This is a genomic window from Bradyrhizobium sp. MOS001 (genome assembly GCF_004634465.1).
Taxonomy (GTDB): Bacteria; Pseudomonadota; Alphaproteobacteria; order Rhizobiales; family Xanthobacteraceae; genus Bradyrhizobium; species Bradyrhizobium barranii.
Genome location: NZ_SPVJ01000010.1, coordinates 139,060 through 163,986, shown reverse-complemented (window position 1 = coordinate 163,986; position 24,927 = coordinate 139,060). Strand labels below are relative to the sequence as shown.

General features: G+C 64.1%; 35 protein-coding genes. 32 read left to right on the top strand and 3 right to left on the bottom strand.

Annotated elements, in window-relative coordinates:
• From rplC to CT676_RS16580, 28 genes are all read left to right on the top strand, one after another.
• Entirely contained in the window at positions 1-714 is a 714-nt protein-coding gene (gene rplC, locus CT676_RS16715; RefSeq protein WP_063982578.1) for a 50S ribosomal protein L3, read from the top strand.
• Position 715: 1 nt separating this feature from the next.
• Positions 716-1,336 (top strand): 50S ribosomal protein L4, encoded by a 621-nt coding sequence (gene rplD / locus CT676_RS16710; protein ID WP_011088150.1) that lies wholly within the window; start codon positions 716-718, stop codon positions 1,334-1,336.
• Positions 1,333-1,635 (top strand): 50S ribosomal protein L23, encoded by a 303-nt coding sequence (locus tag CT676_RS16705; protein ID WP_007603019.1) that lies wholly within the window; start codon positions 1,333-1,335, stop codon positions 1,633-1,635. Before rplD ends, CT676_RS16705 begins: the two co-directional genes overlap by 4 nt.
• Before the next feature lie 12 nt (positions 1,636-1,647).
• Positions 1,648-2,481, top strand: a complete 834-nt coding sequence (rplB, locus tag CT676_RS16700; RefSeq protein ID WP_028152985.1) for a 50S ribosomal protein L2 — start codon at positions 1,648-1,650, stop codon at positions 2,479-2,481.
• Between the two features lie 12 nt (positions 2,482-2,493).
• The gene (gene rpsS, locus CT676_RS16695; protein ID WP_008136357.1) at positions 2,494-2,772 is read left to right on the top strand and encodes a 30S ribosomal protein S19; all 279 of its coding nucleotides are present in this window, start codon (positions 2,494-2,496) and stop codon (positions 2,770-2,772) included.
• A 10-nt stretch (positions 2,773-2,782) separates the two neighbouring features.
• The gene (gene rplV / locus CT676_RS16690) at positions 2,783-3,172 is read left to right on the top strand and encodes a 50S ribosomal protein L22 (protein ID WP_011088147.1); all 390 of its coding nucleotides are present in this window, start codon (positions 2,783-2,785) and stop codon (positions 3,170-3,172) included.
• An 18-nt stretch (positions 3,173-3,190) separates the two neighbouring features.
• On the top strand, positions 3,191-3,916 hold the full coding sequence (gene rpsC, locus CT676_RS16685; protein WP_063982580.1) for a 30S ribosomal protein S3: 726 nt from the start codon (positions 3,191-3,193) through the stop codon (positions 3,914-3,916).
• 32 nt (positions 3,917-3,948) lie between these two features.
• Positions 3,949-4,362 carry a 50S ribosomal protein L16 gene (gene rplP / locus CT676_RS16680; protein WP_063982581.1) on the top strand — a complete coding sequence of 138 codons (414 nt, stop codon included), beginning with the start codon at positions 3,949-3,951 and terminating at the stop codon, positions 4,360-4,362.
• A 5-nt stretch (positions 4,363-4,367) separates the two neighbouring features.
• On the top strand, positions 4,368-4,574 hold the full coding sequence (gene rpmC / locus CT676_RS16675) for a 50S ribosomal protein L29 (RefSeq protein ID WP_063986292.1): 207 nt from the start codon (positions 4,368-4,370) through the stop codon (positions 4,572-4,574).
• 13 nt (positions 4,575-4,587) lie between these two features.
• Positions 4,588-4,836 carry a 30S ribosomal protein S17 gene (gene rpsQ / locus CT676_RS16670; RefSeq protein ID WP_063982582.1) on the top strand — a complete coding sequence of 83 codons (249 nt, stop codon included), beginning with the start codon at positions 4,588-4,590 and terminating at the stop codon, positions 4,834-4,836.
• An 84-nt stretch (positions 4,837-4,920) separates the two neighbouring features.
• Positions 4,921-5,289, top strand: a complete 369-nt coding sequence (gene rplN / locus CT676_RS16665; RefSeq protein WP_007603030.1) for a 50S ribosomal protein L14 — start codon at positions 4,921-4,923, stop codon at positions 5,287-5,289.
• Positions 5,289-5,603 (top strand): 50S ribosomal protein L24, encoded by a 315-nt coding sequence (gene rplX, locus CT676_RS16660; protein ID WP_063982583.1) that lies wholly within the window; start codon positions 5,289-5,291, stop codon positions 5,601-5,603. Before rplN ends, rplX begins: the two co-directional genes overlap by 1 nt.
• Complete coding sequence (gene rplE, locus CT676_RS16655) at positions 5,596-6,153, top strand: 50S ribosomal protein L5 (RefSeq protein WP_063982584.1); 558 nt, start codon at positions 5,596-5,598, stop codon at positions 6,151-6,153. Before rplX ends, rplE begins: the two co-directional genes overlap by 8 nt.
• 46 nt (positions 6,154-6,199) lie before the next feature.
• Positions 6,200-6,505, top strand: coding sequence for a 30S ribosomal protein S14 (gene rpsN, locus CT676_RS16650; protein ID WP_135214974.1), 306 nt, complete (start codon positions 6,200-6,202; stop codon positions 6,503-6,505).
• A gap of 14 nt (positions 6,506-6,519) precedes the next feature.
• The gene (gene rpsH, locus CT676_RS16645) at positions 6,520-6,918 is read left to right on the top strand and encodes a 30S ribosomal protein S8 (RefSeq protein ID WP_008136338.1); all 399 of its coding nucleotides are present in this window, start codon (positions 6,520-6,522) and stop codon (positions 6,916-6,918) included.
• A gap of 16 nt (positions 6,919-6,934) precedes the next feature.
• Entirely contained in the window at positions 6,935-7,468 is a 534-nt protein-coding gene (gene rplF, locus CT676_RS16640) for a 50S ribosomal protein L6 (RefSeq protein ID WP_063982587.1), read from the top strand.
• Between the two features lie 11 nt (positions 7,469-7,479).
• Positions 7,480-7,842, top strand: a complete 363-nt coding sequence (rplR, locus tag CT676_RS16635; RefSeq protein ID WP_007603036.1) for a 50S ribosomal protein L18 — start codon at positions 7,480-7,482, stop codon at positions 7,840-7,842.
• Between the two features lie 44 nt (positions 7,843-7,886).
• The gene (gene rpsE / locus CT676_RS16630) at positions 7,887-8,477 is read left to right on the top strand and encodes a 30S ribosomal protein S5 (protein ID WP_028152981.1); all 591 of its coding nucleotides are present in this window, start codon (positions 7,887-7,889) and stop codon (positions 8,475-8,477) included.
• Positions 8,478-8,502: 25 nt separating this feature from the next.
• Positions 8,503-8,697 (top strand): 50S ribosomal protein L30, encoded by a 195-nt coding sequence (rpmD, locus tag CT676_RS16625; protein ID WP_011088137.1) that lies wholly within the window; start codon positions 8,503-8,505, stop codon positions 8,695-8,697.
• A 75-nt stretch (positions 8,698-8,772) separates the two neighbouring features.
• Positions 8,773-9,258 (top strand): 50S ribosomal protein L15, encoded by a 486-nt coding sequence (gene rplO, locus CT676_RS16620; protein ID WP_014494508.1) that lies wholly within the window; start codon positions 8,773-8,775, stop codon positions 9,256-9,258.
• A 148-nt stretch (positions 9,259-9,406) separates the two neighbouring features.
• On the top strand, positions 9,407-10,738 hold the full coding sequence (gene secY, locus CT676_RS16615; RefSeq protein WP_028152980.1) for a preprotein translocase subunit SecY: 1,332 nt from the start codon (positions 9,407-9,409) through the stop codon (positions 10,736-10,738).
• Positions 10,739-11,014: 276 nt separating this feature from the next.
• On the top strand, positions 11,015-11,896 hold the full coding sequence (locus tag CT676_RS16610) for an adenylate kinase (protein WP_063982588.1): 882 nt from the start codon (positions 11,015-11,017) through the stop codon (positions 11,894-11,896).
• A 187-nt stretch (positions 11,897-12,083) separates the two neighbouring features.
• Positions 12,084-12,452, top strand: a complete 369-nt coding sequence (gene rpsM / locus CT676_RS16605) for a 30S ribosomal protein S13 (RefSeq protein WP_014494511.1) — start codon at positions 12,084-12,086, stop codon at positions 12,450-12,452.
• Between the two features lie 121 nt (positions 12,453-12,573).
• Entirely contained in the window at positions 12,574-12,963 is a 390-nt protein-coding gene (gene rpsK, locus CT676_RS16600) for a 30S ribosomal protein S11 (RefSeq protein WP_007603045.1), read from the top strand.
• Between the two features lie 112 nt (positions 12,964-13,075).
• The gene (locus CT676_RS16595; protein WP_038942308.1) at positions 13,076-14,107 is read left to right on the top strand and encodes a DNA-directed RNA polymerase subunit alpha; all 1,032 of its coding nucleotides are present in this window, start codon (positions 13,076-13,078) and stop codon (positions 14,105-14,107) included.
• Between the two features lie 163 nt (positions 14,108-14,270).
• Positions 14,271-14,687 carry a 50S ribosomal protein L17 gene (rplQ, locus tag CT676_RS16590; RefSeq protein WP_014494513.1) on the top strand — a complete coding sequence of 139 codons (417 nt, stop codon included), beginning with the start codon at positions 14,271-14,273 and terminating at the stop codon, positions 14,685-14,687.
• A 120-nt stretch (positions 14,688-14,807) separates the two neighbouring features.
• Positions 14,808-15,647 carry a c-type cytochrome gene (locus tag CT676_RS16585; protein WP_135214973.1) on the top strand — a complete coding sequence of 280 codons (840 nt, stop codon included), beginning with the start codon at positions 14,808-14,810 and terminating at the stop codon, positions 15,645-15,647.
• 204 nt (positions 15,648-15,851) lie between these two features.
• Complete coding sequence (locus tag CT676_RS16580) at positions 15,852-16,640, top strand: SDR family oxidoreductase (RefSeq protein WP_135214972.1); 789 nt, start codon at positions 15,852-15,854, stop codon at positions 16,638-16,640.
• Between the two features lie 175 nt (positions 16,641-16,815).
• Here CT676_RS16580 and CT676_RS16575 read toward each other — a convergent pair whose 3' ends face one another.
• Positions 16,816-17,829 (bottom strand): zinc-binding alcohol dehydrogenase family protein, encoded by a 1,014-nt coding sequence (locus CT676_RS16575; RefSeq protein ID WP_135214971.1) that lies wholly within the window; start codon positions 17,827-17,829, stop codon positions 16,816-16,818.
• A 133-nt stretch (positions 17,830-17,962) separates the two neighbouring features.
• Between CT676_RS16575 and CT676_RS16570 the strand changes: the two genes are divergently transcribed.
• Positions 17,963-18,346, top strand: a complete 384-nt coding sequence (locus tag CT676_RS16570; protein WP_135214970.1) for a helix-turn-helix domain-containing protein — start codon at positions 17,963-17,965, stop codon at positions 18,344-18,346.
• A 41-nt stretch (positions 18,347-18,387) separates the two neighbouring features.
• Here CT676_RS16570 and CT676_RS16565 read toward each other — a convergent pair whose 3' ends face one another.
• The gene (locus tag CT676_RS16565; RefSeq protein WP_167768068.1) at positions 18,388-20,019 is read right to left on the bottom strand and encodes an OprO/OprP family phosphate-selective porin; all 1,632 of its coding nucleotides are present in this window, start codon (positions 20,017-20,019) and stop codon (positions 18,388-18,390) included.
• A 313-nt stretch (positions 20,020-20,332) separates the two neighbouring features.
• Here CT676_RS16565 and CT676_RS16560 point away from each other — a divergent pair, with 313 nt between their 5' ends.
• From CT676_RS16560 to CT676_RS16550, 3 genes are read left to right on the top strand one after another with little or no spacing between them, the layout of a single operon-like run.
• A complete protein-coding gene (locus CT676_RS16560) occupies positions 20,333-21,739 on the top strand; it encodes a DegQ family serine endoprotease (RefSeq protein ID WP_167768067.1) in 1,407 nt (468 codons plus the stop codon).
• Positions 21,736-23,073: a replication-associated recombination protein A gene (locus CT676_RS16555; RefSeq protein WP_028151184.1), complete on the top strand. Its 1,338-nt coding sequence runs from the start codon at positions 21,736-21,738 to the stop codon at positions 23,071-23,073. The genes CT676_RS16560 and CT676_RS16555 overlap by 4 nt, the downstream gene beginning before the upstream one ends.
• 52 nt (positions 23,074-23,125) lie before the next feature.
• On the top strand, positions 23,126-24,340 hold the full coding sequence (locus CT676_RS16550) for an RluA family pseudouridine synthase (protein WP_135214968.1): 1,215 nt from the start codon (positions 23,126-23,128) through the stop codon (positions 24,338-24,340).
• 137 nt (positions 24,341-24,477) lie between these two features.
• Here the strand turns inward: CT676_RS16550 and CT676_RS16545 are convergent, their stop codons facing one another.
• Entirely contained in the window at positions 24,478-24,924 is a 447-nt protein-coding gene (locus tag CT676_RS16545; protein WP_135214967.1) for a hypothetical protein, read from the bottom strand.
• Positions 24,925-24,927 lie beyond the last annotated feature (3 nt).

The following is a 24,927-nucleotide window of genomic DNA, read 5'->3' as shown; positions in this document are numbered from 1 at the left end:
ATGCGCTCCGGAGTGATCGCACAAAAGGTCGGGATGACGCGGGTCTTTACAGAGGCCGGCGAACATATCCCCGTGACCGTGCTGAAGCTCGGCAATTGCCAGGTCGTAGGCCACCGCACTGAAGAGAAGAACGGTTACGTCGCGCTCCAGCTTGGTTCTGGCAGCCGCAAGACCGTGTACATGCCCAAGGCAGAGCGCGGCCAGTTCGCGGTCGCCAAGGTCGAGCCGAAGCGGCAGGTCGAGGAATTCCGCGTCTCCGCGGATGCCATGATACCCGTTGGCGCCGAGATCCTTGCCGATCATTTCGTCGTCGGTCAGTTCGTCGACGTCACCGGCACCTCGGTCGGTAAGGGCTTCGCCGGCGGTATGAAGCGCTGGAACTTCGGCGGTCTGCGCGCCACCCACGGTGTGTCGGTCTCGCACCGCTCGATCGGTTCGACCGGTGGCCGTCAGGACCCCGGCAAGACCTGGAAGAACAAGAAGATGCCCGGCCACATGGGTGTCGACCGCATCACCACGCTCAACCTTCGAGTCGTTCAGCTCGATGTCGAGCGCGGCCTGATCCTCGTCGAAGGCGCCGTTCCCGGCTCCAAGGGCGGTTGGATCCGCGTGCGCGACGCTGTCAAGAAGCCGCTGCCGAAGGATGCTCCGAAGCCCGGCAAGTTCAAGGTTGCTGGCGAAGCGGACGCTGCTCCGGCTGCGCAGGAGGCGTGAGATGGAATTGAAGGTCACGACCCTCGAAGGTAAGGAAGCCGGCTCGGTCCAGCTTTCCGACGCCATTTTCGGCCTCGAGCCGCGCCAGGACATCATTGCGCGTTGCGTGCAGTGGCAGCTCAACAAGCGTCAGGCCGGCACTCACAAGGCCAAGGGCCGCGCCGAGATCTGGCGCACCGGCAAGAAGATGTACAAGCAGAAGGGCACCGGCGGTGCTCGTCACGGCTCGGCCCGCGTGCCGCAGTTCCGCGGCGGTGGCCGTGCCTTCGGTCCGGTGGTGCGTTCGCACGCCACCGACCTGCCGAAGAAGGTCCGCGCGCTTGCCCTCAAGCATGCGCTGTCGGCCAAGGCCAAGGACGGCGATCTGCTGGTGATCGACAAGGCTGCGCTGGAAGCCGCCAAGACCAAGGCGCTGCTCGGCCATTTCTCGGGCCTCGGCTTGACCAACGCGCTGATCATCGACGGCGCCGAGCTCAACAACGGCTTTGCCGCTGCGGCCCGCAACATCCCGAACATGGACGTGCTGCCGATCCAGGGCATCAACGTCTATGACATCCTGCGCCGTCAGAAGCTCGTTCTGACCAAGGCCGCCATCGATGCGCTGGAGGCGCGCTTCAAATGACGAAGAACATCGAGCCTCGCCACTACGACGTGATCTTGTCGCCGGTCGTGACCGAAAAGGCGACGATCGCCTCGGAGCACAACAAGGTCCTGTTCAAGGTGGCCGCGAAGGCGACCAAGCCGCAGATCAAGGAAGCGATCGAGAAGCTGTTCGACGTCAAGGTCAAGAGCGTCAACACGCTGGTCCGCAAGGGCAAGACCAAGATCTTCCGCGGCAATCTCGGCTCGCAGTCGAACAGCAAGCGCGCGATCGTGACCCTCGAAGAGGGCCACCGGATCGACGTGACCACCGGTCTGTAAGGTCGTACGACGATGGCACTGAAAAAATTCAATCCCACGACGCCGGGCCAGCGCCAGCTGGTCATGGTCGATCGTTCGGCCCTCTACAAGGGCAAGCCGGTCAAGGCGCTCACCGAGGGCAAGCACTCCTCGGGCGGTCGCAACAACACCGGTCGCATCACCGTGCGCTTCCGCGGCGGCGGTCACAAGCAGACGCTGCGCATCGTCGACTTCAAGCGCGACAAGGTCGATGCGCCCGCGACGGTCGAGCGGCTGGAATACGATCCGAACCGCACCGCGTTCATCGCGCTGGTCAAGTACGAAGACGGCACCCAGGCCTATATCCTGGCGCCGCAGCGCCTTGCCGTCGGTGATTCCGTGGTTGCCGGCAACTATGTCGACGTGAAGCCGGGCAACGTCATGCCGCTCGGCAACATGCCGGTCGGCACGATCATCCACAACATCGAGGTCAAGATCGGGAAGGGCGGCCAGCTCGCTCGTTCCGCCGGCACCTACGCCCAGCTCGTCGGCCGCGACCACGACTACGTGATCATCCGCCTGAACTCGGGCGAGCAGCGCCTGGTGCATGGCCGTTGCCGCGGCACGATCGGCGCGGTGTCGAACCCGGATCACATGAACACCTCGATCGGCAAGGCCGGCCGCAACCGTTGGCTGGGCCGCAAGCCGCATAACCGCGGTGTCTCGATGAACCCGATCGACCATCCGCACGGCGGTGGTGAAGGTCGTACCTCGGGCGGTCGCCACCCGGTCACCCCGTGGGGCAAGCCGACCAAGGGCAAGAAGACCCGCAGCAACAAGTCGACCAACAAATTCATTCTCCTAAGCCGCCACAAGCGGAAGAAGTAAGGAACGCCGGACATGGTTCGTTCAGTCTGGAAAGGCCCGTTCGTCGAGGGTTCTCTGCTCAAGAAGGCAGATGCCGCCCGCGCGTCCGGCCGTCACGACGTCATCAAGATCTGGAGCCGTCGCTCGACGATCCTGCCGCAGTTCGTCGGCCTGACCTTCGGTGTCTACAACGGTCAGAAGCACGTCCCGGTGGCCGTCAACGAGGAAATGGTCGGTCACAAGTTCGGCGAGTTCTCGCCGACCCGGACCTTCCATGGCCACTCCGGGGACAAGAAAGCCAAGAAGGCTTGAGGATTAAACGATGAGCAAACCTAAGCGCGAACGGAGCCTCGCCGAGAACGAGGCCAAGGCGGTCGCCCGGATGCTGCGGGTGAGCCCGCAGAAGCTCAACCTGGTCGCCCAGCTCATTCGCGGCCGGAAGGCGGCTGCTGCGCTCGCCGACCTGCAGTTTTCGCGCAAGCGGATCGCGGTTGACGTGAAGAAGTGCCTGGAATCGGCTATCGCCAATGCCGAGAACAACCACGACCTCGATGTCGACGATCTCGTCGTGGCGCAGGCGTTCGTCGGCAACGGCCTCGTGATGAAGCGCTTTGCCGCCCGCGGCCGTGGCCGCTCGGGCCGTGTCTACAAACCATTTTCGCAGCTGACGATCATTGTTCGTCAGGTCGAAGCCGAAGCAGCAGCGGCTTAAGGGTCGCAGGAGAAAACGATGGGTCAAAAGATCAATCCAATCGGTCTGCGTCTCGGCATCAACCGGACCTGGGATTCCCGCTGGTTCGCCGGCAAGCAGGAATACGGCAAGCTGCTGCACGAGGACGTCAAGATCCGCGAGATCCTGCACAAGGAGCTCAAGCAGGCGGCCGTCGCCCGCATCGTGATCGAGCGTCCGCACAAGAAGTGCCGCGTCACCATCCACTCGGCTCGTCCGGGCGTGGTGATCGGCAAGAAGGGCGCCGACATCGATAAGCTGCGCAAGAAGGTCGCGGACATCACCTCGTCCGACGTCGTCATCAACATCGTCGAGATCCGCAAGCCGGAGCTCGATGCGACGCTGGTGGCCGAGTCGATCGCGCAGCAGCTCGAGCGCCGCGTGGCGTTCCGCCGTGCCATGAAGCGCGCCGTGCAGTCGGCGATGCGTCTCGGCGCGGAAGGCATCCGCATCAACTGCTCGGGTCGTCTGGGCGGCGCGGAAATCGCGCGCATGGAGTGGTACCGCGAAGGTCGCGTGCCGCTGCACACGCTGCGCGCCGACATCGACTACGGCGTTGCGACCGCGTTCACGACCTTCGGCACCTGCGGTGTCAAGGTCTGGATCTTCAAAGGCGAGATCCTCGAGCACGATCCGATGGCCCAGGACAAGAGAATGGCCGAAGGCGAGACCGGCGGCGGTGGTGATCGCGGTGGCCGTGGGCGCCGTGACAACGCTGCGGCCTGACGCCAGCACAGAGAATTTGAGGGCTTGAAGCCATGATGCAACCTAAGAAAACGAAGTTCCGGAAGGCGCATAAGGGCCGTATCCACGGCGTTGCGTCTTCGGGTGCGACGTTGGCCTTCGGCCAGTTCGGCCTGAAGGCGACCGAGCCGGAGCGCGTTACCGCGCGCCAGATCGAAGCCGCTCGCCGCGCGCTGACCCGCCACATGAAGCGCGCCGGCCGCGTCTGGATCCGCGTGTTCCCCGACGTTCCGGTGTCGAAGAAGCCGGCCGAAGTCCGCATGGGCTCCGGCAAGGGTGCTCCGGAACTGTGGGTCGCGCGCGTCAAGCCCGGCCGGGTGCTGTTCGAGATCGACGGCGTCAACACCCAGACGGCGCGTGAAGCGCTGACCCTGGCGGCCGCCAAGCTGCCGATCAAGACGCGCTTCGTCGAGCGCATTGCGGAGTAATGGCCATGGCCCAGATGAAGATCGAAGACATCCGTGCATTGAGCCCTGATCAGCAGGATGACGCCATCCTGAATCTGAAGAAGGAGCGCTTCAACCTGCGCTTCCAGCGCGCCACCGGGCAGCTCGAGAACACCTCGCGCCTGCGCGAGGCTCGCCGTGACATCGCCCGCATCAAGACCGTCGCCGCGCAGAAGCGCGCGAAAGAGAAGTAAGGGGCTTACGAATATGCCGAAACGTACTTTGCAAGGCGTGGTCGTCAGCGACAAGACTGCCAAGACCGTTGTGGTGCGCGTCGATCGCCGCTTCACGCACCCGATCTACAAGAAGACGATCCGCCGTTCGAAGAACTACCACGCGCACGACGAGGACAACCAGTTCAAGCCGGGCGACATGGTGTGGATCGAGGAAACCAAGCCGATTTCGAAGTTGAAGCGCTGGATCGTGATCCGGGGCGAACACAAGAAAAGCGCCTGATCTGTTGGCTTTAGCCGACTGACTTCAGGAAAATGTTGAGCGCCGGCTGGGCTGGCGCAAGAGAGAAGAGGACGAGGTGCATCAATGATTCAGATGCAGACCAACCTCGACGTGGCCGACAATTCTGGCGCACGCCGTGTCATGTGTATCAAGGTGCTCGGAGGCTCCAAGCGCCGCTACGCCACGATCGGAGACATCATCGTCGTCTCGATCAAGGAAGCGATTCCGCGTGGCAAGGTGAAGAAGGGCGACGTGATGAAGGCCGTCGTGGTGCGCGTCCGCAAGGACATCCGCCGCGCCGACGGTTCGGTCATCCGCTTCGACCGCAACGCCGCCGTTCTGATCAACAACCAGTCCGAGCCGGTCGGCACCCGTATCTTCGGGCCCGTGCCGCGCGAGCTGCGCGCGAAGAACCACATGAAGATCATCTCTCTCGCGCCGGAGGTGCTGTGATGGCTGCGAAGATCCGCAAGGGCGACAAGGTCGTCGTGCTGACCGGTCGCGACAAGGGTCGCACCGGCGAAGTATTCGAGGTTCGCCCGGACGCCGGCACGGCGCTGGTGCGCGGTATCAACATGGTCAAGCGTCATCAGAAGCAGACGCAGGCCCAGGAGGGCGGCATCATCTCGAAGGAGTCGCCGATCCAACTGTCCAACATCGCGTTCGTCGGCAAGGATGGAAAGCCGACCCGCGTCGGATTCAAGATTCTGGCGGACGGCAAGAAGGTCCGCATCGCCAAGAGCTCGGGAGCTGAGATCGATGGCTGAGGTCGCTTACACGCCGCGCCTGCGCGCGGAATATGACGCGAAGATCCGGACGGAAATGACCGAGAAGTTCGGTTATGAGAACGTCATGCAGGTTCCGCGTCTGGACAAGGTCGTGCTGAACATGGGCGTTGGCGACTCCGTCAACGACCGTAAGAAGGCCGAGAACGCCGCCGCTGAATTGACGCTGATCGCCGGCCAGAAGGCGATCGTGACCTATTCGCGTATCGCGATCGCGACCTTCAAGCTGCGTGAGAACCAGCCGATCGGCTGCAAGGTCACGCTGCGCAAGGCCCGCATGTACGAGTTCATCGATCGCCTGGTGACGGTCGCGCTGCCGCGCGTCCGCGACTTCCGCGGCCTGAACCCGAAGAGCTTCGACGGCCGCGGCAACTACTCGCTCGGCCTCAAGGAACACATCATTTTCCCCGAGATCGACTTCGACAAGGTCACGGAAGCCCGCGGTATGGACATCACCGTCTGCACTACGGCCAAGACCGACGACGAGGCGAGGGCCTTGTTGACCGCTTTCAATTTCCCGTTCCGGCAGTGAGACGCTGACCTAAAGCCTCTCAAACGCGGATACCCAGGAGCCAAGCATGGCAAAGAAGAGTTCAGTCGAGAAGAACAACCGGCGCAAGCGGATGGCGGAGAACGCCGCCCCGAAGCGCGAGCGGTTGAAGGCGATCATCGCCGACAAGACGCTGCCGATGGAGGAGCGGTTCGCCGCCACCCTGAAGCTTGCGGAAATGCCGCGCAACTCGTCGGCGACCCGCATCCGTCTGCGTTGCGAGCTGTCGGGCCGTTCGCGCTCGAACTACCGCAAGACCAAACTGTCTCGCATCGCGATGCGCGACCTTGGCTCCAAGGGCATGGTCCCGGGCCTCGTGAAGTCCAGCTGGTAAGGAGGGTCGTTTAGATGTCTACGCACGATCCAATCAGCGATCTGATCACCCGTATCCGCAACGCGCAGATGCGTTCGAAGTCCAAGGTCTCCACGCCTGGCTCGAAGATGCGCGAGAACGTGCTCGAGGTCCTCAAGACCGAAGGCTACATCCGCGGTTACGCCACGCTTGAGCATTCCTCGGGCCGCAGCGAGATCGAGATCGAGCTGAAGTATTTCGACGGCGAGCCCGTCATCCGCGAGATCGAACGAGTCTCCAAGCCCGGGCGTCGTGTTTACGCCTCGGTGAAGGCTCTGCCGCGGGTCAACAACGGGCTCGGCATTTCGGTGTTGTCGACGCCGAAGGGGATCATGGCCGACCACAGCGCGCGCGAAGCGAATGTGGGCGGCGAAGTTCTCTTCACGGTGTTCTGAGAAGGATTGTTGATCCATGTCACGTGTTGGCAAAAGGCCTGTGGCGGTTCCGTCGGGTGTGACCGCGACCGTCGACGGGCAGACCGTCAAGATGAAGGGGCCCAAGGGCCAGCTTCAGTTCGTCGTCCATAACGACGTCGAGGTGAAGCTCGAGAACGGCCAGGTCAAGGTGAACCCGCGGGTCGAGACCAACCGCGCGCGGGCGCTGTACGGTACTGCTCGCGCCCAGGTCGCGAATCTGGTCGAAGGCGTCACCAAGGGCTTTGAGAAGAAGCTCGAAATCACCGGCGTCGGTTACCGCGCCGCGATGCAGGGCAAGAACCTGCAGCTCGCGCTCGGTTACAGCCACGACGTGGTCTACGCGATCCCGGAAGGGATCACGATCACCGTGCCGAAGCCGACTGAGATCACGGTGACCGGCAGCGACATCCAGCGTGTCGGCCAGGTCGCCGCCGAGATTCGCTCCTATCGTCCGCCGGAGCCCTACAAGGGCAAGGGCGTGAAGTATGTTGGCGAATTCATCTTCCGCAAGGAAGGCAAGAAGAAGTAACGGAGCCGGTCATGTCCAAAGCCAAGGTTACCAATGCCCGGCGCAAGCGGAGTGTGCGGCTTAAGCTGCGCCGCTCTGGTGGCGGTCGTCCGCGTCTGTCGGTGTTTCGCTCGTCCAAGCACATCTACGCCCAGGTCATCGACGACCTGAAGGGCGAGACGCTGGCCTCTGCCTCGTCGCTCGAGAAGTCGATGCGCGACGGCGGCAAGACCGGCGCCGACATCGATGCGGCGAAGGCGGTCGGCAAGCTGCTGGCCGAGCGCGCCGCCGAGAAGGGCGTCAAGGAAGTCGTGTTCGATCGCGGCAGCTACCTCTACCACGGGCGCGTCAAGGCACTGGCCGACGCTGCGCGTGAGAGCGGGCTGAGCTTCTAATAGAATTTGAGGATTGAGGCGCAAGCCTCTGAAGGATTGGAAAAATGGCAGAACGCGAACAACGTGGTGGACGCGATCAACGCGGCGGCGGCGGACGTGAACGCCGGGAGGAGCGCGACAGCGAGTTCGTCGACAAGCTCGTCCACATCAATCGCGTGGCAAAGGTCGTCAAGGGCGGCAAGCGCTTCGGTTTCGCAGCGCTCGTCGTGATCGGCGACCAGAAGGGCCGCGCCGGCTTCGGTCACGGCAAGGCGCGCGAGGTGCCTGAGGCGATCCGCAAGGCGACTGAATCAGCCAAGCGCAACCTGACCCGCGTGTCGCTGCGCGAGGGCCGTACGCTGCATCACGACATCGCCGGCCGTCATGGCGCGGGCCGTGTCTACCTGCGTGCTGCTCCGGCCGGTACCGGCATCATCGCCGGCGGCCCGATGCGCGCCGTGTTCGAGACGCTCGGCGTCCAGGACGTGGTCGCGAAGTCGATCGGCTCGTCGAACCCCTACAACATGGTTCGCGCAACCTTCGACGCGCTGAAGCATCAGGATTCGCCGCGTTCGGTCGCAGCCCGCCGCAATATCAAGGTGTCCACCCTCCAGTCCCGCCGTATCGGCGGTGACGCCGAGGCGGCTGCCGACTAACGGAAGCTTTTCGGAGTAGACTCCCATGGCCAAGGCAGCAAAGACGATCAAGCTCGAGCAGACCGGCAGCGCGATCCGCCGCCATCACTCGCAGCGTTCGACGCTGATCGGACTCAAGCTCAACAAGATCGGCCGCACCAGCGAACTGCCGGACACCCCGGCGGTTCGTGGCATGATCGAGAAGGTTCACCATCTCGTTCGCATCGTCGACGAGAAGTAAGCAAAGGCGCAGGATCCCGAAAAGCGGGCACCCGTTTTCGGTGACGATCATGCGCAAGAAACAAGGAGCAGGGCGATGAAGCTCAGCGATATCGCCGACAACGCCGGCTCGCGCAAGAAGCGTATGCGCGTCGGCCGTGGCATTGGTTCGGGCAAAGGCAAGCAGTCCGGCCGCGGTGGCAAGGGCCAGACCGCGCGTTCGGGCGTGCGCATCAAGGGTTTCGAAGGCGGCCAGATGCCGATGCATCGCCGTCTGCCCAAGCGCGGCTTCAACAACATCTTCCGCGTCGAGTTCGCCGAGATCAATCTCGACCGGCTCCAGGAAGCGGTCGATGCCAAGAAGATCGACGCCGGCAGCGTCGTGAACGTCGAGGCCCTGGTGAAGGGCGGCGTGCTGCGCCGCGCCAAGGCCGGCGTGCGACTGCTCGGCCGCGGCGAGCTCAAGTCGAAGCTCAACATCGAAGTGCACGGCGCCACGAAGACCGCGATCGCCGCGGTCGAGAAGGCCGGCGGCTCGGTGAAGATCCTCGCCCCTGCCAAGGAAGAAGGCGAGGCGGCGTAACAACTGCGTCATTGGCCCGCGGCTCGCGGGCCTTTACGCGTGTGGGACGTGGACTTATCGAAGCCGAGCCCCAGATAATGTCCGGCGTCCGCTAGAGTAGCCCGGCCGCGGGCATGACGGCGCAATAGGCGGCGGGAGAAAGTCCAAGATGGCCTCTGCAGCGGAACAACTGGCAGCCAATCTCAATTTCGGTGCGTTTGCCAAGGCTGACGAACTGAAGAAGCGCATCTGGTTCACCCTGGGTGCGCTGCTCGTTTATCGGCTCGGGACCTACATCCCGCTTCCCGGCATCGATCCCAACATCTGGGAACAGGTGTTCCGCTCCCAGGCGGGCGGCATCCTCGGCATGTTCAACATGTTCGCCGGCGGCGGTATCCACCGCATGGCGATCTTCGCGCTGAACATCATGCCGTATATCTCGGCCTCGATCATCATCCAGCTCCTCACCACCGTCTCGCCGCAGCTCGAGGCGCTGAAGAAGGAAGGTGAGTCCGGCCGCAAGCTGCTGAATCAGTACACCCGCTATCTCACGGTGATTCTGGCCGCGTTCCAGTCTTACGGCATCGCGGTGGGCCTCGAAGGCGCCGGCAACGTCGTCAGCGACCCCGGCATGTTCTTCCGTCTGTCCACGGCGATCACGCTGACCGGCGGCACCATGTTCCTGATGTGGCTGGGTGAGCAGATCACCTCGCGCGGCATCGGCAACGGCATCTCGCTGATCATTCTCGCCGGCATCGTCGCCGAGCTGCCCGCGGCGCTCGCCAACATGCTCGAGCTCGGCCGTCAGGGTGCGATGTCGACCGGCCTGATCCTGGTCGTCATCATCATGGCGGTCGCCGTGATCGCCTTCATCGTGTTCATGGAGCGCGCCCAGCGCCGGCTGCTGATCCAGTATCCGAAGCGCCAGGTCGGCAACAAGATGTTCGAGGGCCAGTCCTCGCATCTGCCGCTCAAGCTCAACACCTCGGGCGTGATCCCGCCGATCTTCGCGTCCTCGCTGCTGCTGCTGCCGACCACGGTTGCCAACTTCAACGCCGGCAGCGGGCCGGAATGGTTCCAGTGGATCACGACCCAGCTCGGCCACGGCCGTCCGCTGTTCCTGATCATGTATCTCGCGCTGATCGTGTTCTTCGCGTTCTTCTACACCGCGATCGTGTTCAACCCGACCGAGACCGCGGACAATCTGAAGAAGCATGGCGGCTTCATTCCGGGCATCCGTCCGGGCGAGCGCACCGCGGAATATATCGACTACGTGCTGTCGCGCATCACCGTGCTCGGCGCGATTTATCTGGCGATCGTCTGCTTGATCCCGGAAATCCTGATCTCCTACGCCTCGGTGCCGTTCTACTTCGGCGGCACCTCGCTGCTGATCGTCGTCAGCGTCACCATGGACACGGTGGCGCAGGTGCAGGGCTATCTGCTGGCGCATCAGTATGAGGGCCTGATCCGGAAGTCGAAGCTGCGCGGCCGCCGCCGCTAAGCGCGGGGTTCGCCGAGGGCGGCGCGACAGCGCCGCCGATTCGCCGCGCGAGCAACGCGCGGCGCCCGCCGAGGCGACCAGTCAGCCATTCCAAGACATCGGCAGAGCTGCTCTCCCTGCGACGCAATCACTGATTTCAAAGGCCTTCTTGGCGTCCTGGCATTTGCTCCCCTATGATATGGGTAGCGGTGCGGCGCCGATTATGATTTGCACTGTCATTGGACTTCAAACACAGGTGCGCGACGTATCGCTCACCAATCCGGGGGGCGTACGCCGATGAGAATTATACTTCTGGGACCGCCGGGGTCGGGCAAGGGGACCCAGGCGCAACTGCTGGTGCAGCGCTATGGCATCGTCCAGCTCTCGACCGGAGAGATGCTGCGCGCGGCCGTTGCGGCCGGAACGCCGGTCGGGCTGAAGGCCAAGGAGATCATGGCCAGCGGCGGCCTCGTGCCCGACGAGATCGTGGTGGGAATCATCTCCGACCGCATCGACCAGCCGGACGCCAAGAACGGTTTCATCCTCGACGGCTTCCCGCGCACCGTGCCGCAGGCCGAGGCGCTGGATGAGCTGCTCAAGCACAAGCATCTCAAGCTCGACGCCGTGGTCGAGCTCCGCGTCAACGAGAGCGCACTCCTGAGCCGCGTCGAGACCCGGGTCGCCCAGATGCGGGAGCGCGGGGAGGAGGTCCGGGTCGACGACACCCCGGAGGTCCTGACCAAGCGACTCGCCAGCTACCGCAGCCAGACGGAACCGCTGATTCACTACTATTCCGAGCGGCGGAAGCTCTCGACCATCGACGGCATGATGGCCATCGACGAGGTCACCCGCGCGATTCATCGCCAGCTCCTGGCCCTCGGGGCGGTCGAACCCAAGACGCACGGCAAGGCCCAAGCGCGCAGCGCGGCCAAGTCGGGGCCTGCCAAGAAGGGTACCAAGAAGGCCAAGGTAGACAAAAAGCCGGCGAAAACGGCCAAAAAGGCTGCCAAATCCGCTAAAAAGGCCGCCAAGAAGGCCGCAAAGGGCACCAAGAAGGCGGCCAAGAAAGCGGCCAAGAAAACGGTCAAAAAGGCCGCTAAAACGACCGCCAAGAAGGCTGTCAAAAAAGGTGCCAAAAAGGCCGCAAAAAAGGTCACGAAAAAGCGAGCTAAGCGCTAGCAGCGGTTGACGAAAGCCCCCTGAATCCCCTAATAAGCCCCGCATCCAAGTCGGATAGTTTCAAACGATGCCGGGCCCCAGGAAGACCAGGGGTGGGCGTCGTGTTCGCGTTTGTGAACACCTGCCCGAGAAACCAAGCACTTAAAGCCTGATTCCTGACGAGGGATCGGCAACAGGAGAGAAGGCCGTGGCCCGTATTGCCGGCGTGAACATTCCGACCAACAAGCGCGTGCTGATCGCGCTCCAGTACATCCATGGCATCGGCCAGAAGATCGCTGGTGAGATCCTGGAGAAGGTGAAGATCCCCGAGGATCGTCGCGTCAACCAGCTCAGCGATGCCGAAGTGCTCCAGATCCGCGAAGTGATCGACCGCGACTATCTCGTCGAGGGCGATCTGCGTCGTGAGGTCGGCATCAACATCAAGCGTCTGATGGACCTCGGCTGCTATCGCGGCCTGCGTCATCGTCGTGGCCTGCCGGTGCGCGGCCAGCGTACCCACACCAATGCGCGTACGCGCAAGGGTCCGGCCAAGGCCATCGCCGGCAAGAAGAAGTAAGTTTTCGAATCCAATCGCGGCGTGTGGCGAAAGGGGAGACCCGTTCGCCACACGCCTTTCGTTCCACAGGTGTAGCCGCTGGCATTACGGCGGCGTTTGAGATCTTCAGGAAAGGTACTCTATGGGCAAGGAAGCCACCCGCGTTCGTCGTCGTGAGCGCAAGAACATCGCCTCCGGCGTCGCGCACGTCAACTCGTCGTTCAACAACACGACCATCACCATCACCGACGCGCAGGGCAACACGATTGCCTGGTCCTCCGCCGGCACGATGGGCTTCAAGGGTTCGCGCAAGTCGACCCCGTACGCCGCGCAGGTTGCCGCCGAGGACGTGTCGAAGAAGGCGCAAGAGCACGGCATGCGCACGCTCGAAGTCGAAGTCGCTGGTCCCGGTTCGGGCCGCGAGTCGGCGCTCCGTGCGCTTCAGGCCGCGGGCTTCACCGTCACCTCGATCCGCGACGTGACCACGATCCCGCACAACGGTTGCCGTCCCCGCAAGCGTCGGCGCGTTTGATACCAAGTTGCGGGCGCATTGGTCGCCCGCAATGACTTTTTGCAAAGCCGCGCGAATGATCCGCGGCCTTTCTCCAACGCCAGTGTCTGCACTAGCAGTTTGACTGGCCTGTATGGGTGAAACAGTGACGATCCAGAAAAATTGGCAAGAACTGATTCGGCCGAACAAGCTCCAGATCCAGCCCGGCAGCGATTCGACCCGTTTCGCGACCATCGTTGCCGAACCGCTCGAGCGCGGCTTCGGCCAGACGCTCGGCAACGCGCTGCGCCGTATCCTGCTCTCCTCGCTCCAGGGCGCGGCGGTGCAGTCGGTGCACATCGACGGCGTGCTGCACGAGTTCTCCTCGATCGCTGGCGTCCGTGAAGACGTCACCGACATCGTGCTCAACATCAAGGACATCTCGATTAAGATGCAGGGCGAAGGCCCCAAGCGCATGGTCGTGAAGAAGCAGGGCCCGGGCGTCGTCACCGCCGGCGACATCCAGACCGTGGGCGACGTGGTCGTGCTCAACCCGGACCTCCAGATCTGCACGCTCGACGAGGGCGCCGAGATCCGCATGGAGTTCACGGTCGCCACCGGCAAGGGCTACGTGCCCGCCGAGCGCAACCGTCCCGAGGACGCGCCGATCGGACTGATCCCGGTCGACAGCCTGTACTCGCCGGTCCGCAAGGTCTCCTACAAGGTCGAGAACACCCGTGAGGGCCAGATCCTCGACTACGACAAGCTGACCATGACGATCGAGACCAACGGCGCGCTGACGCCGGATGACTCGGTGGCTTATGCCGCCCGCATCCTGCAGGATCAGCTCAACGTGTTCGTCAACTTCGAAGAGCCGCGCAAGGAAGTCGCCCAGGAGATCATCCCGGACCTCGCCTTCAACCCGGCCTTCCTCAAGAAGGTGGACGAGCTCGAGCTGTCGGTGCGTTCGGCCAACTGCTTGAAGAACGACAACATCGTCTACATCGGCGACCTCGTGCAGAAGAGCGAAGCGGAAATGCTCCGCACCCCGAACTTCGGCCGCAAGTCGCTGAACGAGATCAAGGAAGTGCTGGCCCAGATGGGTCTGCACCTCGGCATGGAAGTGCCGGGCTGGCCGCCGGAGAACATCGACGAGCTCGCCAAGCGCTTCGAGGATCACTACTGAGCGCAGCATGATCCCGGAAAAGTGCGAAGCGGTTTTCCGATAAGGATCATGCTCAAACAAGAAAGCGAAAGCGCAACGCGCTTTCGCGGGCGAACGCAGGCAGCCCACCTGAGCAACATGTCCGACGAACCGTCGCGGCAGTTTCAAACTAAGGAATAGTTACATGCGTCACGGCAAGGTTCATCGGAAGCTCAACCGCACGGCCGAGCATCGCCGCGCGATGTTCGCCAATATGTGCGCCGCGCTGATCAAGCACGAGCAGATCGTCACCACGCTGCCCAAGGCCAAGGAGCTCCGTCCGATCGTCGAGAAGCTCGTCACCCTCGGCAAGAAGGGCGGCCTGTCCATGCGTCGCCAGGCGATCTCCGAGATGCGCGACAAGGATCAGGTCAAGAAGCTGTTCGACGTGCTGGCGCCCCGCTACAAGGACCGTCAGGGCGGCTACACCCGCATCATCAAGGCCGGCTTCCGCTATGGCGACAACGCCGCGATGGCCGTGATCGAGTTCGTCGACCGCGACGTCGATGCCAAGGGCCAGGACTCCGGTCCGGTGCAGGAGAAGGAAGCCGAGGCGGCGTAAGCCGGCCGGTACCTCAGTTTTCAGAAAGCGGCGCCCCTGGGCGCCGCTTTTTTGTATGGCGCGGCGATATCTCATGCCGCGCATCGTCTGGTGAACGCGATTCCGGCCGGGGGGCTGTCGATGAGGATTGTGCTTGGGATCGCGCTGGCGCTGTTGATGTCGCCGGCCTCCGGCGAGACGCTGGTCGAGCGCGGTGCCTATCTCGTCAACAGCGTGATGGTCTGCCACAACTGCCACACGCCGCGCGGGCCGCAGGGCCTCGATCTCTCGCGCGTGCTCGCGGGCGGCAGCCAGGTCTTCGATGAGCCTGCCTTCAAGGTCACCGGCTCCAACATCACGCCGGACAAGGACACCGGCATCGGCAACCGGAGCGATGCCGAGCTGAAGCGGTTTCTGGTCAGCGGTCACAGGCCGAACGGGACCAAGGTCGCGCCAATCATGCCGACCGCATTCTACACGGTGCTCACGGTCCGGGATCTCGATGCGCTTACCGCTTACCTGCGCTCAGTACCCGCAGTGCGCCACGAAACCCCGGCGCCGGAATACAGGATCGCGCTGAAGCCGGAAGCGCCGACCTATGCCGGCAAGCAGGCGACCGAGGCCGATCTCTCCGACAAGCTCGCGCGCGGCCGCTATCTCCTGACGATCGCCCATTGCCTGGAGTGCCACACGCCGGAGGGCCCGTCCGCCGTGCATGACTTCGCGGGTGCGAGCGGCAAGGGTGGCCGGACGTTCAAGGGGCCGTGGGGCGAATCCATCTCCCCGAATATCACCGCGGATCCCGCGGTCGGCCTGGGCGGCTGGAGCGACGACGAAATCAAACGTGCGATTACGCAAGGCATCGCGCGCGACGGCCACAAGCTCAAGCCGCCGATGGCCTATGCTGCCTATGCCAGCATGACGGCGCAGGACCTCGATGCCATCGTCGCGTTTCTCAGGACGCTACCGCCGCGGCAATAGTGCCGCAGGGTGGGCAAAGGTGCGCTCTTCGCGCGCCGTGCCCACCATTCCGCTTTCAACTCGTGTCGAAATGGTAGGCGCGCTTCCGCCTTTGCTCTTCGCCCTACGGCGGGCAAGCCGCGCACCCTACGATTTCGCAGTTGTGGCGATTGAAGCGGCGTGCGCTGGACACGATATCCGCTTCAGCAACAATGGAGATGCTTCATGAAGATCGACCTTTCCGGAAAGACCGCCCTCGTGACCGGCTCCACCGCCGGCATCGGCCACGCCATCGCAAAAGGTCTCGCCGCGTCCGGCGCGAGCGTGGTCATCAACGGTCGCGGCCAGGACAAGGTCGATGCCGCCGTGCGCAAGCTGGAAGGGGCGGGCCTTAAGGTCCGCGGCATCGCCGCCGACGTCTCGACCGCAGCGGGCTGCAAGGCGCTCGTCTCGGCGCTGCCGGAGGTCGACATCCTCATCAACAACGCCGGCATCTTCGAGCCAAAAGACTTCTTCGAGATCCCCGACGAGGACTGGAGCCGCTTCTTCGAGGTCAACGTCATGAGCGGCGTGCGGCTCTCGCGGGCCTATATGAAGGGCATGCTCAAGCGCAACTGGGGCCGCATCGTCTTCATCTCATCGGAGTCCGGGCTCAACATTCCCGTCGAGATGATCCATTACGGCATGAGCAAGACGGCCCAGCTCTCGGTCGCCCGCGGCCTCGCGCAGCTCACCCGCGGCACCGGGGTCACCGTCAATTCCGTGCTGCCGGGTCCGACCATGTCGGAAGGCGTCGAGACCTTCGTGAAGGATCTCGCCAAGCAGAATGGGCAGTCGGTGGATGAGGCCGCGGCCAATTTCGTCAAGCAGCACCGCCCGAGCTCGCTGATCCAGCGCTTCGCCAGCGTCGACGAAATCGCCAACATGGTGGTCTATGTCGCGTCGAAGGAAGCGTCCGCGACCAACGGTGCGGCGCTGCGCGCGGAAGGCGGGATCGTCAACACGATTGCCTGAGGTTGCGCGAAAGCGTGGCACCGGAAGCGTGGCACCGTAGGGTGGGCAAAGCGACTTGTCCGCCGTAGCTCGAAGAGCGAAGGCGGAAGCGTGCCCACCACTTTTGTCGCGCCCGTTGCGAGATGGTGGGCACGGCGCAAGTGCGCCTTTGCCCACCCTACGAAGCCGTAAGCACCTACCACCCCTCCAGCACGATCTTGCCGCGCGACTTGCCGCTTTCGAGCAACGCATGCGCGCGCTTGAGGTTGGCCGCGTTGATCGTGCCAAAGGTCTGGTCGAGCGTGGTGCGCAGCACGCCCTTGTCGATGAGGTCAGAGACGTCGTTGAGCAGATGATGCTGCGCGATCATGTCGGGCGTCTGGAAAGAGGAGCGCGTGAACATCGATTCCCAGTGCACCGAGATCGCCTTGCCCTTGAAGGTGCTCACGGCGAACTCCGGCGGATCGTCGATCAGGCCGAACCGACCCTGCGGCGCCATGAACTCGGCGATCGCCTTGTAGTGCTGGTCGGTGAAGGTAAGGCTCGCCACCAGCGCGACCGGCGGCAGCCTCAAGCTCTCGATCTGCTCCTTCATCGGCTTGCCGTGGTCGATCACCGCATGCGCGCCGAGATCGAGGCACCATTTTTGCGACTCCGGCCGCGTCGCCGTCGCGAGCACCGTGAGGCCCGTGAGGCGGCGCGCAAGCTGGATCAGGATCGAGCCGACGCCGCCGGCGCCGCCCGTGATCAGCAGCGTGCGCGGATCGACGCTCTTGCCGGGCACGGCGCCGAGCCGGTCGAACAGCAATTCCCAGGCGGTGATGGAGGTGAGGGGGAGGGCTGCGGCCTGCGCGAACGAGAGCGACTTCGGCTTGTTGCCGACGATGCGCTCGTCGACCAGGTGGAATTCGGAATTGGTGCCCTGGCGCAGGATCGAGCCGGCGTAAAACACCTCGTCGCCCGGCTTGAACAGCGTGACGTCGGAACCCACGGCATCGACGACGCCGGCCGCGTCATAGCCCAGGATCTTCGTCTCGCCCTCGGGCGGGACGGCACGCTTGCGTACCTTGTAATCGACCGGGTTCGCCGAGATTGCCTTCACGGCGACGCGGATATCGCGCCCCTTGGGCTCGGGCTTTGCGGTCTCGAAATCGATCAGCGCGTCCTGATCCTCGATCGGAAGCGATTTTTTGTAGCCGACGGCCTTCATGGCTTGTCTCCATCAAATGGCGCGTAGCTTGTGATGTGCGCCTGGCCCGCTAACTGTCCCGCTAGCCCCAATTTGGCAAGTACTGTAAATTCGGGGATATAGTCCCTGTTTGGATACTATTGGGAAAACACGCATGAAGCGGCGAGATTTTACCCGGCGTCCCGGCTGCTCGGTCGAGGCGACGCTGGACCTGATCGACGGCAAGTGGAAGGGCGTGATCCTCTACCACCTCCAGGACGGCACCCAGCGCTTCGGCGAACTGCGCCGCCGGATGCCCGGCATCACCCAGCGCATGCTGACAAAGCAGCTTCGCGCGCTGGAGGAGGACAAGCTCGTCATCCGCAAGGTCTATGCCGAAGTGCCGCCACGCGTGGAATATTGCCTCTCCGAGCTCGGCGAGAGCCTGCGGCCGGTGATCGACATCCTGAAGGCCTGGGGCGAAAGCCATCAGCAACGGCTGTCATGCGCGCCGCCGCCCGAAGCGGAGCCGGTCAAGAAGCCGAAGCGCGCAGTGTAACTCTCCGGGAGCGGACTGTGCCGCTCCCGGAAGAGATAGCATCAGAACGCAAACTGCGTGCGCAACGCGACCGCATCGAACTTCGAGCCGACATCGGCTGTCGAGACCGGCGAGGCCTGCTTCGATACCGTGCCATGCAGGTAGTCGAGCATGAAGCGCACATTGCCGTTGACGTACCAGTTGAGCGCCAGCGTGTAGACGGTTTGCCGCCCGCCGGCGATGCCGGCGGCGGTCGCCAACTGATCGTTCAGATCTATGGTCGAGTAGCGACCGGCGATCTCCCAGGCACCCCAGCCGCCGCCGTTGATCGAGAACGGATTGTTCGGCTTGACGCCGCCATAGGCCGCGTTGCTCGGATTGTACTTGCGCGATTCACCGGTCAGGACATAGGCCGCCTGTGCGTAGCCGCCCTGGAATTTCAGGCTCGACGTACCGATGGGCGCCACCGCGGTGTTCGCACCGCGATCGATGTTGAACCAGTAGTATTCGCCCTGGACCCAGAGCGGTCCATAGGTGGCCGCGGCTTCCACGCCATAGACCTGCGCGCCCGACACATTTGCAATCGCTCCGGTCGAGATCAGCGTCGTGGGATCGATGCGCAGCTCGGGACGATCGCTGAGCGTGAGCGTTTGCGTGTTCGCGAGCAGATTGCGCGGCGGCTGGATCAGCCATTCCGCGTCGGCGCCGAGATGCACCGAGTAGTCGTTGCCACTCACGACCTGACCCGCAACGCGGGCGGTCGCGCCGTATTGCTCGCTGGTCCCGGGAGGTGACACGCTCGAGGCCGAGTGAATGGCACCCGAGGTCGGGCCGGTCACGTAAGCGCCGGCCCAGAACACGTCATTGTACCAGCGGGCACCGGCGGCGGAACGGAAGTCGCCGGCGGCGATATTTTGCGCGATGATGCCGACCGAGGCGCGTTCCATGAAGGCAATGTCGTTGGAACTCGTGGATTCATCCAGGGTCCAGGCAAGGTCCATGATGCCGGCTTCGATTGCCATCTTGCCGCCGAACGGCTTCAGCCCCGTGTAGCTCACCCAAGCATTCTCGATGCCGGAGGTGCCTCCGCCCGGCAGGAAGCCGACAGGGGTCGCGCCGGCGGCGCCCGTGCCGCCAAAGCCGTCGGAGGAGCCGCCGAAATCGTAGATCAGCGCGAAATTCCAGTCTTCGAGGAATTTGCCGACAACACCGATGCGCGCGCGACGCACGTTTTCGCCGCTGTCCAGCTTTTGCGGCACAGTTGCCGCCGTGTTGGGACGATAGTCATAGCCGCCCATATCGTAGTGCACGCGACCGGTGATCGCGACGCAGTTTGCCCCATCGGCGGTGCAGATGGTCGGCCGGTTGTTCGGCATCGTCACGACGGCGCCGGACGCGGGCGCCGGTCCCTTGAGCGGGATCGCCGCGTTAGCATTGGCCACGACCGCCTTCGCCTCCGAGCGCGCTTCGGCCTTGGCCTCTGCCTTTGCTTCGACTTTGGCCTTCGCCGTGGCCGCCGTGTTGGCGGCGGTCTGGCTCTGGAGCTTGTCGAGCTTCTGCTCCAGCATCTTCAATTGCTGCTTCAGCAGAGCGATCTCCTGATCGCTGCTGCTTGCCGTTTGGGCCTGGGCCTGCGAGGCCGCCAGCGCACCGGCGAGACCAATCGCGGTGGCCGCAAGTCTTGTCCTGCTCACATCATGACTCCATCGTTTGACGAACTTCCCCAAGTCGCAACGGGAGAGCCTAGGTATGATCGATGACTGCCCCGCGACGCTGCGCCCGGTTGCGCGGTTCCCACTGATGCCAATTCGCCGCAACCGAATCCGCTCGACACCACAATGGTGGATGACGCGCATCATGCCAATCCACCGCCCAGGTAAATTGTCATTTCGCATGCGGGACTTGCAAGGCGGACACACCGGAAAGGCGGCTGAATAATGCCCCCTGGCGCCCTTCTATTGGCGGGCGAACGCGCCTATATTCCGGCGTCTTTTCCGAGAGGTAGGAATGTTTCGATCGACCCGGACCGCCGTCATCACGGCATTGTGCATAGCGTTTTCAGCCCACCTCAATCCGGCCGCCGCGCAGGACCGCCGTGTCCCGTCCTCGCCCGCCGAACTGCGGCTGTCCTATGCGCCGATCGTGCAGCGGGTGCAGCCGGCCGTCGTCAACGTCTACGCGGCCAAGGTGGTGCAGAACCGCAACCCGCTGTTGGACGACCCGATCTTCCGCCGCTTCTTCGGCGTGCCGGGCCAGCAGCCCGAGCAGATGCAGCGCTCGCTCGGCTCCGGTGTCATCGTCGATGCCTCCGGCCTCGTCGTCACCAACGTCCACGTCATCGAGGGCGCGGACCAGGTGAAAGTATCGCTGTCGGACAAGCGGGAATTCGAGGCCGAGATCCTGCTGAAGGATCCGCGCACCGATCTCGCCGTGCTGCGCCTGAAGGACACCAAGGAGAAGTTTCCGACCCTCGACTTCACCAATTCCGACGAACTGCTGGTTGGCGACATCGTGCTCGCGATCGGCAATCCCTTCGGCGTCGGCCAGACCGTGACCCACGGCATCATCTCGGCGCTCGCGCGCACCCAGGTCGGCATCACCGACTACCAGTTCTTCATCCAGACCGATGCGGCCATTAATCCCGGCAATTCCGGCGGCGCGCTGGTCGATATGAGCGGAAAGCTCGCCGGCATCAATACCGCGATCTATTCGCGGTCCGGCGGCTCGCAAGGCATCGGCTTTGCGATTCCCGCCAACATGGTGCGCGTCGTCGTCGCCTCCGCCAAGAGCGGCGGCAAGGCGGTGAAGCGGCCGTGGTTAGGGGCAAAATTGCAGGCGGTGACGCCCGAGATCGCCGAGAGCCTCGGCCTGCGTTCGCCGACCGGTGCGCTGGTCGCAAGCGTGGTCTCGACCGGCCCCGCGGCCAAGGCCGGCTTGAAATCCTCCGATCTCATCACCGGGATCGACGGCCAGACCGTGGATGATCCCAACGCCTTCGATTACCGTTTCGCCACGCGTCCGCTCGGCGGCACCGCGCAGATCGACGTGCAGCGCGGCGGCAAGCCGCTCAAGGTCACGATCGCGCTCGAGACCGCACCCGACTCCGGCCGCAACGAACTCGTCGTCACCGCGCGCTCGCCGTTCCAGGGCGCGAAGGTCTCGTCCATCACGCCGGCGGTTGCCGACGAACTGCATCTGGACGCCGACACCGAAGGCGTCGTGATCACCGATCTCGGCGGCGACAGCGCGGCTGCGAGTGTCGGCTTCCAGAAGGGCGACATCATCCTCGCCGTCAACAACCAGAAGATCAGCAAGACCGGCGACCTCGAAAAGGCGGCGGGCGAACGGCCGCGGATCTGGCGCATCACGCTGGTGCGCGGTGGCCAGCAGATCAACGTCACGCTGGGCGGATGAGCCCGAAGCGCCCACAGGAGACGCCAACTCTCTTTGCCGCGGCGGGGCTCGACCACGAGGCTCCGCATCCGCTGCCGGACCGGCTGCGCCCGCGTGCGCTGTCGGAGGTCGTTGGCCAGGACCATATCCTCGGTCCCGACGGTGCGCTGACGCGCATGCTGGAGACGCGCACGCTCGGCTCGCTGGTGTTCTGGGGCCCGCCCGGCACCGGCAAGACCACGGTGGCGCGGCTGCTGGCGGATGCGACCGATCTGCATTTCGAGCAGATCTCCGCGGTGTTCTCCGGCGTCGCCGATCTGAAGAAGGCGTTCGATGCCGCGCGCGCCCGCCGCGAGATGGGCAAGGGCACGCTGCTGTTCGTCGACGAGGTGCATCGCTTCAATCGCGCGCAGCAGGATTCGTTTCTGCCCGTTATGGAAGACGGCACCGTCGTGATGGTCGGCGCGACCACCGAAAACCCGTCCTTCGAGCTCAACGCGGCGTTGCTCTCGCGTGCGCGCGTGTTGGTGTTTCGCTCGCTCGATGCCGCCGCGATCGAAAAACTGTTCGCGCATGCTGAGGAGGTCGAGGGCCGCAAGCTGCCGCTCGATGACGAGGCGCGCGCCGTGCTGGTGCGCATGGCCGACGGCGACGGCCGGGCATCGCTGACGCTTGTCGAGGAGGTCTGGCGCTCAGCGCGGGCGGACGAGATTTTCAACGCGGCGCAGTTGCAGGAGATCCTGCAGCGCCGCGCTCCGATCTACGACAAGTCGGCCGACGGCCACTACAACCTGATCTCGGCGCTGCATAAGTCGGTGCGGGGCTCCGATCCCGACGCCGCGCTGTATTACCTCGCGCGCATGCTCGATGCCGGCGAGGACCCGCTGTTCCTGGCCCGCCGCGTCGTGCGCATGGCGGTCGAGGACATCGGCCTTGCCGATCCGCAGGCGCTCGTCATTGCCAACGCGGCCAAGGACGCCTTCGACTTCCTCGGCCATCCCGAGGGCGAGCTCGCGATCGCGCAAGCCGTCGTCTATCTCGCCACCGCGCCGAAATCGAATGCCGTCTACACGGCTTTCAAGGCCGCGATGCAGGTCGCAAAACAGGCCGGCTCGCTGCTACCGCCAAAGCACATCCTCAATTCCCCGACCAAGCTGATGAAGTCCGAAGGCTACGGCGCGGCCTACGAATACGACCACGACGCCCCCGACGCCTTCTCCGGCCAGGACTACTTTCCGGAAGCCCTGGGCCGCCAGACCTTCTACGACCCGCCCGAGCGCGGTTTTGAGCGCGAGATCCGCAAGCGGCTGGATTACTGGGCCAAGCTGCGGAAGGAGCGGGGAGGCTCGCGCTAGAAACGGCCATTTCGCCGTGACGGGAGCCGGCTTTTAGGGTACGCAGGCAACCATGAGCCGCCGCATCAAGAGAATGAACCCAAAGCCCCGCTCGCGTGACGAGCGCGACGATTCGCGTCCGTTCAAGGCGCGCACTGTGAAGAAGGCGGGACCACGGCTGGGTGGCAAGCCGGGTGCGAAGCCGCCGCGCTTTGCGGCGGAGCGTGCCGAGCGGCGGCCGCCCAAGGCTGCGCCCGAAGCGCCTGCGCCGGCAAAGCCCGTCGAGGCGCTGCTGCCGACGAAGGTGCAGACCGTCAAGGTGACGGCTGATGAAAACAACATGCGCGTCGATCGTTTCCTGGAAGCGCGCTTTCCCGGCCTGTCGTTCTCCCACATCCAGCGCGTCGTCCGCAAAGGCGAGCTGCGCGTCGACGGCAAGCGTGTCGACAGCAAGGATCGGCTGGAGGAGGGCCAGAGCGTCCGTATCCCGCCGCTGAAGCTCGACACGCCGAAGGCCGTCGGCGAGCTGTCGGAAGGTGCCCAAAAGACGCTTCAGGCGCTCAAAGAGATGACGATCTACGAGGACGACGACGTCCTCGTCCTGAACAAGCCTCTCGGCCTCGCCGTGCAGGGTGGCTCGGGCATGACACGGCACATCGACCAGATGCTGGAGGTGATGCGCGATTCCAAGGGCCAGAAGCCGCGCCTCGTGCACCGCATCGACCGGGAGACCTCGGGCTGCCTGCTGATCGCCAAGACGCGATTTGCCGCCTCGCATCTGACCGGCGCCTTCCGCTCGCGGTCGGCGCGCAAAACCTATTGGGCTTTGGTGCCGGGCCTGCCGAAGCCGAAGCAGGGCCGCATCTCGACCTTCCTCGCGAAGGAGGAGAGCGAGGACGACACCATCATGCGCATCGCCCAGCATGGCGACGAGGGCGCGAGCCACGCGGTGACGTATTATGCGGTGGTCGAGACCGCCGGCAACAAGCTGACCTGGGTGTCGCTCAAGCCCGTGACGGGCCGCACCCATCAGCTGCGCGCCCACATGGAGCATATCGGCCACCCGATCGTCGGCGATCCCAAATATTTCAATATCGAGAACTGGCAGCTGCCGGGCGGACTGCAAAACCGGCTGCATCTGCTCGCGCGCCGCATCGTTATTCCACATCCGCGCGGCGGCGTGATCGACGCCACCGCGCCATTGCCGCCGCACATGCAGCAGTCGTGGAATCTGCTCGGGCTCGATGCGAGCCGGTTCGATCCGATCGAGAACGCGCCGGAAGAGTAGGGATTGGGGCCTCGCTACCAGCCCCGTCATTGCGAGGAGCGAAGTGACGAAGCAATCCAGAATGCTTCTGCGGATACAGTCTGGATTGCTTCGCTGCGCTCGCAATGACGGTGTTGAGGCAGTGGCGACTGGCCCCCTCACTTCCGAAACTGCTCCAGAAACATCCGCAAGGAGTCGTGCGGGCTCTCGACATCCGTGATCAGCCAGCCTTCGGGTCCGTTGACCAGGACGAAGTTTAGCGTGACCTTTCGCCCGCGATTGTCGAAATTCGCCGCGACATAGGTCTTGTCGTATTGCCTGCGAACGACCGCGATCGCGACCGGGCCGAGCTTCCAGTTCGGGCTCTGCACCAGGAAGTCGTAGGGCTCGACCCTCGGCGCGCTCCAGGCCCTGCGCAGGCTGGGGTCGAAGAACTGCCGGGCGGAGGCGGCATCGCGCGGCAGGCCCTTTGACAGTTCCTGCGCGCCATCGCCGTAATGCGCGTAGACATTGCGGACCAGCGATTCCGGGCTGCGGAAACCGGCGTCCGCCGCGGCCGGCCAGAGCCCGGCGAGAAGGGCCGCAATGCCCGCAAGTTCCCTCATGCC